Annotated in this window: 14 protein-coding genes; all 14 read left to right on the plus strand. The window is 45.5% G+C overall.

The window, feature by feature from the left end:
- Positions 1-33: 33 nt before the first annotated feature.
- The 14 genes from Q1A41_RS01105 to Q1A41_RS01170 are packed head-to-tail and all read left to right on the plus strand — an operon-like array spanning position 34 to position 12109.
- Positions 34-1011, plus strand: a complete 978-nt coding sequence (locus Q1A41_RS01105) for a hypothetical protein (RefSeq protein ID WP_299973498.1) — start codon at positions 34-36, stop codon at positions 1009-1011.
- Positions 1011-1625 (plus strand): hypothetical protein, encoded by a 615-nt coding sequence (locus Q1A41_RS01110; protein ID WP_299973501.1) that lies wholly within the window; start codon positions 1011-1013, stop codon positions 1623-1625. Before Q1A41_RS01105 ends, Q1A41_RS01110 begins: the two co-directional genes overlap by 1 nt.
- Positions 1615-2325, plus strand: coding sequence for a hypothetical protein (locus Q1A41_RS01115; protein ID WP_299973504.1), 711 nt, complete (start codon positions 1615-1617; stop codon positions 2323-2325). Before Q1A41_RS01110 ends, Q1A41_RS01115 begins: the two co-directional genes overlap by 11 nt.
- Positions 2326-2331: 6 nt before the next feature.
- The gene (locus Q1A41_RS01120) at positions 2332-2685 is read left to right on the plus strand and encodes a hypothetical protein (protein WP_299973507.1); all 354 of its coding nucleotides are present in this window, start codon (positions 2332-2334) and stop codon (positions 2683-2685) included.
- Between the two features lie 21 nt (positions 2686-2706).
- Complete coding sequence (gene mshL, locus Q1A41_RS01125; protein WP_299973510.1) at positions 2707-4335, plus strand: pilus (MSHA type) biogenesis protein MshL; 1629 nt, start codon at positions 2707-2709, stop codon at positions 4333-4335.
- 9 nt (positions 4336-4344) lie between these two features.
- Positions 4345-5244, plus strand: a complete 900-nt coding sequence (locus Q1A41_RS01130; RefSeq protein WP_299973513.1) for an AAA family ATPase — start codon at positions 4345-4347, stop codon at positions 5242-5244.
- The gene (locus Q1A41_RS01135) at positions 5241-6509 is read left to right on the plus strand and encodes a hypothetical protein (protein WP_299973515.1); all 1269 of its coding nucleotides are present in this window, start codon (positions 5241-5243) and stop codon (positions 6507-6509) included. Before Q1A41_RS01130 ends, Q1A41_RS01135 begins: the two co-directional genes overlap by 4 nt.
- Positions 6506-8239, plus strand: coding sequence for a GspE/PulE family protein (locus Q1A41_RS01140; RefSeq protein ID WP_299973518.1), 1734 nt, complete (start codon positions 6506-6508; stop codon positions 8237-8239). The genes Q1A41_RS01135 and Q1A41_RS01140 overlap by 4 nt, the downstream gene beginning before the upstream one ends.
- A 2-nt stretch (positions 8240-8241) precedes the next feature.
- Positions 8242-9465, plus strand: coding sequence for a type II secretion system F family protein (locus Q1A41_RS01145; RefSeq protein ID WP_299973521.1), 1224 nt, complete (start codon positions 8242-8244; stop codon positions 9463-9465).
- Between the two features lie 41 nt (positions 9466-9506).
- Positions 9507-9944, plus strand: a complete 438-nt coding sequence (locus Q1A41_RS01150) for a type II secretion system protein (protein ID WP_299973523.1) — start codon at positions 9507-9509, stop codon at positions 9942-9944.
- Positions 9945-9959: 15 nt separating this feature from the next.
- Positions 9960-10385: a hypothetical protein gene (locus Q1A41_RS01155; protein ID WP_299973526.1), complete on the plus strand. Its 426-nt coding sequence runs from the start codon at positions 9960-9962 to the stop codon at positions 10383-10385.
- A complete protein-coding gene (locus tag Q1A41_RS01160) occupies positions 10382-10864 on the plus strand; it encodes a type II secretion system protein (RefSeq protein ID WP_299973529.1) in 483 nt (160 codons plus the stop codon). The genes Q1A41_RS01155 and Q1A41_RS01160 overlap by 4 nt, the downstream gene beginning before the upstream one ends.
- Positions 10864-11649 (plus strand): prepilin-type N-terminal cleavage/methylation domain-containing protein, encoded by a 786-nt coding sequence (locus tag Q1A41_RS01165; protein WP_299973531.1) that lies wholly within the window; start codon positions 10864-10866, stop codon positions 11647-11649. The genes Q1A41_RS01160 and Q1A41_RS01165 overlap by 1 nt, the downstream gene beginning before the upstream one ends.
- Positions 11639-12109 carry a hypothetical protein gene (locus tag Q1A41_RS01170; protein ID WP_299973534.1) on the plus strand — a complete coding sequence of 157 codons (471 nt, stop codon included), beginning with the start codon at positions 11639-11641 and terminating at the stop codon, positions 12107-12109. Before Q1A41_RS01165 ends, Q1A41_RS01170 begins: the two co-directional genes overlap by 11 nt.
- Positions 12110-12166 lie beyond the last annotated feature (57 nt).

Below are 12166 nucleotides of genomic sequence, written 5' to 3' on the forward strand. Positions count from 1 at the left end.
CCTAATAAGTAGAAATAATTGGGACAAGATACGATGAGCTGGTGGAATGCCGCAAATAAAAACCGCAATTTGGCCGTTGGCTTAGTGAAACACGCCGAAGGCTGGGCTGTGGCTAAGGTAGAGGCGCTAGGGGGCGGTCGATGGCAGCTTTCGGCCTATCGTTGGTTAGCTAGCAGTGGCTCCATCACTGAAGATCGAAAGTCTCTACAGATGCTGGTTAAGGCGATGGGCCTAAAGGGCCTCCCCTGTCATTACGTCTTGGCTGATGAAGATTATCAGCTTTTTCTACTTGAATCCCCCAAGCTCCAAGGTGATGAGCTAGTTCAGGCAATGGGCTGGCAGATTAAAGACCTCTTGCCATATCCAGTGCAGGAGGCGGTTGTTGATGTCTTTAGTGTGCCTCAATCGACGGTAAAAGCCAGTAAAACCATGGTGAATGTCGTAGCCAGTCCCCAAGAGCAAATCTTAGAGATCGCCAAGGAGGTTGCTGAGCTGGGGCTTGAGCTGGAAAGTGTGGATATTTCCGAGCTGGCTTTAGGTGCAGTAATGAGAATGAGTGGTGCGCACCCGCGAGGAGAGGCTTTAGCAATTTTACAGCCAGGACAGGGAGAGCTTTTGGTCTTTTCACAAGGTCAGTTAGCGATGTCGAGAAAATTTGATCTGGCCTATCGTGCTGAAGTAGATGAGCCTTTGCCAAGCGAACAGCTATTGCTGGAACTTCAAAGAACGCTGGACTACTACGAGCGACAGCTGGGTCAATTGCCACCAGCAAAAATTCGTCTCGCCGCAAAGCATCTTCATGAATCAAAACTTGATGATGCCTTTAAACAGGCGCTGAACACTCCCATTGAATTACTGCATTTAGATGCTCAATGGCTAGCTTACAAAGATGAGGCAGAGGATGAGTTCAGTGCTTTGTTGGCAGCTGGCGGAGCCTTGCGCGGTCTCCTAGCGAAAGGCCGCCTAGTATTAGCGGATGATGCGGATGATAGTGAACGGGGTGTTGCCTGATGCACGATCAACTGCAGCTAATCAATTTATACCCACAGCGACTACGTCCTCAAAAAGACCCATTAGACTGGGGGCATTTGAAGCTCTATGCCGGCTTGCTAATTGCCGTCATGTTACTTCAATACGCATGGCAGTGGCGTAATTTGCAGCAAAATTACCAAGAGCAAGAAGTTGCTAGGTTAAACCAGCAGCAGTTGAAGTCAAAACTAGCAGATCTCAAATCTAGTGTCCCGGCTGGCGAAAAGCAACGTTTAGAAAATCGTTTGGCAAGGGAAAAGGAGCGTAGAGCCTTATTGTTGGAAAGTCAGCAGTTGTATCTGCACAACGTAGGTGCAGAACGATACGGGTTTTACAAATCAATGGCCGCAATCGCTAATACGATCGAAAATAGCGTCAGCGTCGAGCGAATTATTATTTCAGGAAAGCAACGGCAAATTAGTATGTCGGGTCGCGCTTTGAATGCGTCGTCTGTCCCGGAGTATTTGGGGCGATTACAGCAGCAATCAGCCATGAACAGTACTTTGTTTACAGAGCTTCAGCTAAGCCAAAAGAGCGATATGGTGAATTTCAGTATGGGTACTCTCAATAGTAATGAGGGGCGAAATGAGTACTGAGGATACAGTCTTTGCAAAAGCTAAAACCAAGTATCAAGAGCGGAATATACGTGAGCGCCTACTACTCTTGCTGGCTTTGTTAGCGCTTTTATATGTGATTCTAGAAGCAAGTATCGGTGCTTGGTTAACAAAACAGAGCAAAGTAGCAGAGCAGCAGCTATCGCAGCATAGGCAAGCGCAAATTGAAGTTGAAGCTGAGCTGGCTATTTTTGCTGCGAGCAATTTGTCTCGCAGCAATCAAGAGCAGGAAACTCTAATTCGTCATCTGCAGGAAAAGAATTTACGCCTAGAAGAGGAGTTAGGTCCTTTAAAGCAACAGGTATTAAGCCGCAATCAGTTTATGAACTTGCTGCAAAGAGTTGCAGAGAATGATAGAGGCGTGAATTTATTGAGTTTGATCGAGTTGCCAAGAGAAAGTGAAAAAGCTGAACAAACACAAGGCAAACAGAAGCAAGCCAAGGTGCTTGATAAGTATCGCTTGAAATTGTCCCTCGAAGGGAATTATTTGTCACTGGCTAAGTTTGTCGGTGGCTTAGAGAACAGTGAATGGCCTATTTTCTGGTCTTCAATGGACTACCGTTTAGTTGCGTATCCAAAAGCTGTAATGGAGTTGGAGATTTACAGCCTTGCGCCTAATTCAAGCGAAGTCGCAGCCTTAAAGAATACGATGGAAGTAGCTTCCTTAAAAGCTGGGGAGTAGATGCTGATGAATAAACTGTTTTTCATCTTACTTATTTCGACATTGACTTTGTGCTGTGCTGTACAGGTGAGCGCTCAAGGAGAGCTTGCCCAAATACTGAAAAACCCAAGTGAGCCGATTAATGCTAAACCGGGCTTATTGGTGAGAAAAAAACCAAGTTATGTCCTGCAATCGATACTAATTTCCCCGAGTCGTCGGCTAGCACAGATCAATGGAAATCTACTGAATATCGGAGATAGCTTAGGCAGCTATAAATTGATCGAAATTAGTAAAAACAGTGCGACTTTGAAATCGTCAAAAGGAAAATTAGTGCTGAAGACACAGTCTTCTTCAACAAATACCAAGATCACGTTGCGTTAATTTCGCATCTGAGGATTGAGAATGAAAAATATTTATAGCAAATACTGCCTGGTTTTTTTCAGCGCCATATTGCTTTCGGCCTGCGCTAAGCAGCCCGAACAATTAGCGGTTGAGAATCATTTGCAGCAAGCTTATGAGGAAGCGGCTAGCTATGATGCAGAATTGGCAGCTGAGCTAACTGAACAACTAATGGCAGATGATATAAGCGCAGAGGCCGACGAGGAGGAGCGTTTTGATATTGCGGTGGAATCTGCAGCGGCAAAAGACTTCTTTAAAAGCCTAGTGGCCGGTACTAACACCAATATTGTAGTGCACCCAGGGGTTGCTGGGCGAATCTCTTTGCAGCTCAGTAATGTAAGTATACAGGAAGTGCTAAATGTTGTTCGCGATATCTATGGCTATGAATATCGTTGGAGTAACAACATTTATACCATTTTTCCGGCTACGATGCAGACACAAGTGTTTACTGTCGATTATCTAGACGTGGATCGTCGAGGAGTTTCAGATACTAGTGTGATTGTCTCGAAAATTAAATCTAACTCTGGAAACCCAAATACCAATACAGCCAATAGCAATACCAATAACAGTGAGGAAGAAGTTTCTGGAGCTAGGGTTAAGACCAAGACACATAACGATTTTTGGCAGTCTCTAGAACACTCCATTCGTTCAATTGTTAATGCTGATGTGTTGACCGAAGCTGGAAAGGGCAATGGTCGCTCGGTCATGGTAAATCCACAGGGTGGTATGGTAGTGGTTAAAGCTCTGCCGCGAGAGTTAGCCTTGGTGAGGGAATTTTTGGAGCGATCGCAATTAAGTGTTAAACGTCAGGTAATTCTAGAAACCAAAATTCTAGAGGTTCAGCTCAATGACAGTTATAGCGCTGGCATCAATTGGGGAGCGATTAATGGCCAGTTGACTTTGGCGAATAATGTATCTGAAATTGGTAGCAACTTCAGTATCGAAGAGCTAAATGAGGGAGTTGGTGAAGTCTTCTCCTCTGTGGTTGGTGTGAGTGACATTTCACAGCTACTTTCTTTACTACAAACCCAAGGCTCTGTGCAAGTACTTTCAAGCCCTAGGGTATCTACTGTCAATAATCAAAAAGCGGTTATTCGTGTCGGTTCTGATGAATTCTTTGTAACGGGCGTCAGCAATTCAACGACCTCTAATGCAGCCTCCACCACAAATACACCAAACCTGGAGTTGTCATCCTTCTTTAGTGGGATTGCTCTGGATGTAACTCCGCAAATTGCTGAGGATGGTGATGTGATACTTCATGTGCATCCGGTGGTGAGCAGTGTAACGGATCAAACCAAAAATATTACTGTTGGTGACCAACAGTTCAGCCTACCTTTAGCGCTTCGCGAAGTTCGCGAGTCAGACAGCATTGTTCGGGCTAAACATGGGCAGGTTGTGGTGCTAGGCGGGCTAATGAAAGAAAATTTGGTCGATAGTCGAGGTAAGCGTCCTGTGGTTGGCGATATTCCAATTGTAGATACTTTGTTCAAAACCAAGAATTACCACCGTGTTAAAGCCGAGTTGGTTATCTTAATGAAGCCCATTGTGGTTGATGATAAAACTTGGGCTAAGGAAGTAAAACGAAATCAGTTAAATGTGCAAGCATTAAGTGAAGAAGTAAGGTCGCTTTAGGTGAGTGCTATGTATCTGGAACATTTTCAACTACAGCAAAAACCTTTTAGTCTCACGCCAGACCGAGATATGTTTTACTTGGGCGATGCCCAACAAAAGGCATTAAATACGCTGGCCATTGCTCTTCAACAAGGTGAAGGCTTTATCAAAATTAGTGGTGAAGTGGGAACTGGGAAAACAACCTTGTGCCGCAAGTTGATTGCTATGCTCGGCGAAAGCTATCACGTTGCTCATATCAATAACTCCTTCGTAAATCCATGTGAGTTCAAACTGCTGTTGGCTCATGAGTTGGGAGTAGCCTTAAATCATGATGTCCCTAGTTACAGAATTTTGCTCCATATTCAAAAGCAGCTGGTGCATTTAGCACGCCAAAACAAAAAAGTAGTACTCATCATCGATGAGGCTCAAGCGATGCCCAGAGACACTTTAGAAGCATTGCGGCTAATTAGTAATCTGGAAACAGGTAAACGCAAATTGATTCAGATTATTTTGCTTGGCCAGCCTGAGCTGGATGAGCTGTTGGCGAGGCAGGATATGCGACAGCTCAACCAACGTATTGCTTATCAAGCTGAGTTAAAGGCAATGGATAAGGTTGACGCAATGAGCTACCTGGCCACTCGTGTAAAAATTGCTGGTGGACATGAAGACCTTTTTACAGAGAAAGCCAAAAGTTTATTATTTCGTTTCAGTTTGGGAAATCCTAGGATTCTTAATATCTTGGCTGATAAGGCACTGATGTGCGCCTTTGCAAAAGGTGCTAAGCAAGTGAGTAAAGCTGAGGTTGAAGCAGCGGCTGCTGATAGCAAGGCGGCCATCGGAACCAAGGAAAGATCCTTACCGAATTGGGCCTTGGCAGCCTGTTTGGCGGCGGCCATTATTATTCCTGGGGGACTTGGATTGTGGATGTGATACGAGAAAAAACAGCCCCTTCACAGCATACTGCAAGGCAGTATTTTACTACCGCAGGTCATAAATTTGGGGTGTTGAACCCTAAGTGGATAAAGTTATCATTGTTCTTTTTGCTGTTGGGCGTTGTTTCGAGTGTGAGTTTCTTTCTAGCTAGAGAGCAGAAATTTGTTCCTTATCAAGAGGCACCTATTATCAATGAACACTCGGGGCTGGTAAAAGGTGAAGAGAAAAATGATGCCGAGGTCGATCTAATTGCTACGCTGCAGCGCTTACCTGCCGCAGCGAGTGCCGCTAGTGGATCTTCGGCTCACCGAGAATTACTAGAAAAAGTTCACAGTTACAATCAAAGTTATAAATTGATTCAAGAGCCAAAGTTGGCTCTACCAGCAATTGATGAAACCGAATATCCAAGTCTTGCAAAGCTTGAAGGGCAGGTTTTTCCAAAACCCTTAATGGTGGGCGAGGATTATTCGGAAAAACCTTCGATGCCGAAGAAAAAAACTCCTTTGCAACTGGAGGCGAAACTTGATGAAAGGGCGTTCGTCCAGGCTGCCAGTGATGATAATTCGAAAGAAATTACTTTGAAAGTTGAAGCTGATAATGCTCACAATATAGCCATTAATGGTAGTGATGCGGAGGCGTTAAGCATACAGTTCAATCTTGATAGCCAGTTGGCTTCTCGACTAAAAGCGGCCAAAAAGTTGTACGCTCAAGGAAAAAAGAACGCTGCAATACAACGGCTAAGTGACTTAATGGGTCGCCATAAGAATAACTGGTCCATCCAGAAGGCTTTACTGAAAATATTATTGAAAGAGCAGCGTTGGCAAGACGGCGAAGCGCTGATAAGAAAACTGCAAAAACCGAAGCTTCAAAGGCTTGCGGCAGCGCAGTTGTTGCAGGCTCAAGGTCGAAGCCAAGAAGCCCTTGATTTACTTTCAAGCGAATTGCCAAATTTGGAAGAAATGCCTGATTATTATCAAAGTATGGCGACCTTGTCCCAGCGTCTCGAGCAGTTTTCTAAGGCAGAAAGTATTTATAAGAAGCTACTTTTGATTGATAACCAAAATGGGGCTTATTGGCTTGGTTTAGCGAGCGCTCAAGATGCTCTGGAAAGCCCTAAGGCGGTGAGTAGTTATTGGAGAGCCCGACAGTTTAATAGTAAACATAAGAATGTTTTGAACTATATTAATCAAAGAATTCGAAGCTTGAGTAAAAAACCAAACAGTGCCGCCTTGGCCGTACGTGAAGAAGGCTTGCCGATATGACTATGCAAGCTCCCAAAATACGTATTGGTGATATTCTTATTGAGCAAGGCGTAATCTCTGAAGGTCAACTTCAAGAAGCGCTTGCCGAACAGAAGAAAACGGGCCGTAAACTCGGCCGTACTTTAGTTGAGATGGATTTGGTCAAGGAAGATCGCTTGCTCAAGATTCTGTCCGAGCAGCTTAGTATCCCCTATCAAGACTTGGATAAATTACAGCTAACGATTTCTGATGTTCAAAAGCTCCCAGAAACTCTGGCTCGTCGCTATAGAATTCTTTGTTTAGGGCAGAGCAATGGCGTTGTTCAGGTCGCTATGGCAGATCCAAGTGATATCTTTGGCTTGGATGAAGTGCGTAAGCATTTCGGTGGCCCGGTAAGTTCTGTAATCGCTCGTGAAGGGCAGATTATGGATATTCTTGATAAGGCTTATCAACAGGCTGACGAAATTGCCAACTTGGCGGGCGAGCTTGAGGATGAGCTGGCCGAAAATGCTATCTCGGTGACAGGCTTATTGGGCGAAGTCGAAGAGAGTGATGCGCCAGTTGTTCGCTTGCTTGAAAAGCTCTTTGAAGAAGCGGTTCAGAATAAAGCTTCTGATATTCATATTGAACCCGATGAAAATGTCTTACGCATTCGTCGACGAATCGATGGCGTGCTATATGAGCAGATTGTTAATGAAAACAGTATTGCCGGTGCCTTGGTTGTTCGTCTAAAACTCATGGCCAGTTTGGATATCTCCGAGAAACGCTTGCCTCAGGATGGACGCTTTCACTTAATGGTACGGGATCATAAGGTCGATGTTCGACTTTCTACAATGCCCGTGCAATATGGTGAGTCTGTTGTATTGCGTATTTTGGATCAAACTGAAGGCATTCTGCCGCTGGATAAAGTGGGTATGACCAGAACGCACACTGAACGCTTTCGGGCATCTATTCAGCGTCCACATGGCCTGATCCTCGTAACTGGCCCTACCGGATCGGGTAAGACCACCACGCTTTATGGCGCTGTGAGCGAACTGAATAGCGCCGACAAAAAAATCATAACTGTCGAGGACCCCGTCGAGTACCGCTTGCCTCGCGTTAATCAAGTTCAGATTAACGAAAAAATTGGTCTCGATTTCTCTACCGTTCTGCGTGCCACTTTGCGTCAGGATCCAGATATATTGCTGGTGGGTGAAATTCGGGATGCAGATTCTGCAGAAATCGCTATGCGTGCAGCGATGACCGGTCACTTGGTATTGTCTACTTTACACACCAATGACGCGCTCAGCTCAGCCTTACGCTTGGTTGATATGGGGGTCGATCCATATTTGGTAGCTGCGTCTTTAAAAACCGTTGTTGCGCAACGCTTAATTCGGCGCGTTTGCCGCGCTTGCGCAGAGCAGCATCAAGCAAGCGATGCCGAGCTGAAATACATTGAAAGTATACTGGGGCTAGGACAGCACGATACCTCTCGCATGAAAAAAGGACGCGGCTGTGCAAGCTGTAATCACACAGGCTATCGTGGTCGCATTGGTATCTTTGAAATTCTTGATATTAACGAGTCAATGGCTAAAGCACTACGAAGCCGCGATGTTGATGGATTTAATAAAGCCGCTATTAATCAGAAAAGCTTCATTCCTTTAGGGCGCAGCGCACTAGCTTATGCCTTGCAAGGCTTAACTTCTATTGAAGAGGTTATGCGTATATGTGCCATGTTGGATGATGAAAGCCAGCTGTTGGAGGCTAACTGATCATGGCTAGCTTCTCGTATATAGGTCGATCTGCAGATGGTCAACGGCTAAGCGGTAGCTACGAAGCGGCAAACGCTGAGTCGGTAGCAAACAGGTTGGCTGAGCGCGGAATAATTCCCCTGGAGATTCAACCGCAAGTAGAGCAGCAGAGTTTTATTGATGAGCTTAACAAGTCTCTTGGACTTGAGCGTGTCGAAAAACAAGAACTGATCATGTTTGCGCGCCAAATGTATACCATTAGCCGTTCTGGGATTCCGCTAATCAAAGCGATCAGAGGTCTAGCATCGACTACCAAACAACGGGCTCTTGAAAAAGTACTGCTGGCTATTGTCGAGCAATTGGAGTCAGGGTCCAGCTTGGCAAACGCAATGCGTCATCACCCAAGGGTTTTCGACAATATGTTTGTTTCTATGGTTGATGCTGGTGAGAACAGTGGTCAACTAGAGCAAACCTTTAAGCAAATTGCAGAGTATATTCAGCAGGATATCGACAATAAAAAACGTGTGTCGGCGGCTTTAAGGTATCCGAGTTTTGTCATTATCGCACTTAGTATTGCGATTACCGTTGTTAATATAAAAGTGATCCCCGCTTTTGCATTGATGTATGCAAAGTTTAGTGCCGAATTACCGTGGACAACCAAGTTCTTAATCGGAATGTCGGATGTCTTTGTGAATTATTGGCCCTATATGTTGCTTGCTGTTGTCGCGTTGGTACTGGCAGTTCGTCAGCACTTGAAGACAGAGATAGGGCAACGCCAGTGGGGAAGATTGAAGCTGCGGATGCCAATCATTGGCTCAATTATCCAGCAGGCATCAATGGCTCGCTATGCCAGGGGCTTAGCGTTAATGCTTCGTTCCGGTGTCCCAATTAATCAGTCATTGGGACTGGTGGCCTCTGCCATGGATAATTTATATCTCAGCGAGCAGATTACACAGATTCGCCGCTCTGTAGAGCGTGGCGATAGTCTGTTACAGGCTCATGGTGGTGTAGGAATTTTCACGCCATTAGTGCTTCAGATGATAGCTGTAGGTGAAGAAAGTGGTCGTGTCGAAGAGTTACTCGATGAAGTTGCCTTGTTTTATGAAGAAGAGGTCGACTACGACCTCAAACGGTTAAGCGCCAAGATTGAGCCTATTATGATTGTAGTGATGGCAGCATTTGTAATGGTTTTGGCTTTGGGCATATTTTTGCCCATGTGGGACATGTTATCTATTCAAACACGTTGATTGAACTTTTGTTAAAAAGCCTTTGTGGCTTGGAGGATGTTATGAAAACGAACGCAATACCTAACGTTAAGGCGCAAGCAGGTTTTACCTTGATTGAGCTGGTGGCAGTGATTGTGATTTTAGGGATTTTATCGGCAACAGCATTGCCCCGCTTTGTGGATCTTTCAGATTCTGCAGAGCAGGCCGCGCTTAAAGGTGTGGCGGGTGCCTTAAGTAGTGCCTCGGCCTTGAATCATGCTAATAACTTAGCGGCGGATGCAGGCTTATCCACAGGGACAGTTACGGTTGTTACATCTTGTGCGAACGCTGTAAATTTATTAGAGGGCAATTCATTGCCGAATAGTAATTACGCCGTAAGCGGGACCGCTCCTGCAGCCGCGGACCCTGAGGGTACGCAGTTTACTTGTAATGTGACCTATACCCCTTCTGGTGGTACAGCAATTTCTGAGTCTTTTGTTGCCTATAAGGCGACTAACTAAAAACTAGTAGCCCCAATGAAGCGCTTCGAAGGGTTCACCTTAGTTGAGTTAGTCTCCATTATTGTGATCTTAGCCATTATTTCTATCACCGTAATGGGAGTTAGTAACAGTGGTGACGCTCAACGAGTACAAGCAAGCCGAGATCAAGTTTTGCTTGCATTACGTAGCGCTCGTCATTTAGCCATGGCAAAAGCGAGCGCTGGGCGTAGTATTCAATTTGTTGCACTCGCGTCGAACGATACTATCGATGTACAGGATGCAGGCACCAGTGTCAGTTTGGGTGCTGCCAACTATCCTTATGTGTTAGGCCAAGGCATCGAAATCAGCGATGCCAGCTTTCGCTTTGACAAGATGGGCAGGACCAGCGCTGGATCAATTTCTATTAGTGCTAGCGATGCGAGTGTGACGATCTCTGTCTCGGCTAATGGTGCAACTCAATGAGAAGCTTAATGCAAAATGGCTTTACCCTGGTGGAGTTGATTGTATTTATCGTTCTTTTGGGAATCGTAGCCGGTGCTTTTAGTTTGGCCTTTAGCCAAGTGAGTCGAGACAGTATCGACCCAATTGAGCAACATAGAGCATTGCAGTGTGCAAAATCCAAATTGGAAAGCATAACTTTATTGCGCTTTTCATCCACGAGCCCTGTTGGCGGTTTACCAGCCTGTGGAAGTGGGCAAGATGGCGCACAAGTGTGCGGGGCAATCATCGCATCCTCCGTAAAGGATGATATCGGTGATTATCATGGCGATAGTGATAATAGTTTTGAGGCTTGTTCGATCAGTGTGTCTGTGAATGAAGGGGCTGCTGGGGTTTCTGTAACAGGATTAGCGAGCAGCGGAGCACAGCTTCGTAGGGTTGAAGTACGGGCTGTGGTTGGCAGCAGTGAAGTGGTCCTTAGTAGCTACAAGGGTAACTTCTAATGCATTTTTCTGCTGCCAAAAACTCCGGTTTTACTTTGGTTGAGCTAATTGCCGTTATTATTATTGTGGCTGTTATTGGCTCCTTGGGCAGCTCTTTTTTCTTACAGTATTTAAGCAGCCAACAAGCTATGCAGCAGCGTATCGATTTATTTAGTCGAAGTCGTTTAGCTATTAATTTAATTTCCAGGGAGGTAGAAAATGCACTTCCAAATAGCGTACGTGCGACAGCGGGCGGCCAGTGTGTAGAGTTTATTCCCGTTATTGGCGGTGGCATCTTGGAAAGTGAGCCCCCTACCAATGGTAATCAAGCCCCAGCAAGCTCAGAGCTTGATCTTTTAGCTTATAGCATTGATCGTGGAACGGCTAATACTGTGGTAATCGCTGCGGTGAGTTCTACGGATATCTATAGTGGTGCGGCACTTGGCAGCTTAGCTTCACCTTTGGCTACTGGCCAAGGAAGCGGCACCGTTAACCTGTCCAGCCCGACGGTGTTCTCGCAATCGTCTTCGAGTCGACGTGTGTTTTTTATTGCTGGAAGTCGGGCGTTTTGTATCTATCAAGGTGGCCTGTATGAATACAACCGTGCAGGGGTCTTTGCTGCAGCGTTTGCTCCCTCGGCTACGGGCATACTTGTGGACAGCTCGGTGAATGCCAGTGGTGGTGGGTTTACCGTACAATCTGGTGCACTAAATAATGGTGCCGAGCTTAATGTCGATTTGGTTTTCACCAAAGGCAACGCGCAGTTTATAAGTAGTGATAGGGTTTATATACGCAATGTTCCCTAAACGAGCTCTCAGTGCTATCTCCTCTGTATCGCCAAAGAAAGCGCGAGGCTTTATGTTGCCTGTAGCTATCTTTCTGATTATCGCAATAGCGGCGCTAGCCGTAGGGCTTAGTCGATCCAGTTCAGTGGTACCATTCGTCTCGCTTCAAGAAGTATTCTCGCAGCGAGCATTTTATGCTGCAGAAAGTGGTGCAAATTATGCTTTAAGCCATCTTTTGTTACATCCCGAGGCGAATCGCCCCGCAGGAGATGCCGCTTGCCTAGAGCTGAGTGCTGTTACCTTGTCATTTTCCAGTAGTGGCTTAGAACAATGTCAGGCAATTATTAGCTGCCAAATTCAAAATGGCGTCGTAAATGATGCCAGCTATTACACTATTAGCAGTCAGGGCAGCTGCGGTTCTGCGCCTTTAGATGCGTTAAGAAGCTTATCGGTAAGTGCCTATATTCCTGGTGAGCCATAATTAGGTATTTTGAGTAAGTCCATTCCTAGTTCTCAAAATTAATCGTAATACTTGATC

Origin of the sequence: uncultured Pseudoteredinibacter sp. (assembly GCF_947502065.1) — a bacterium.
In the GTDB taxonomy this organism is placed as follows: Bacteria; Pseudomonadota; Gammaproteobacteria; order Pseudomonadales; family Cellvibrionaceae; genus Pseudoteredinibacter.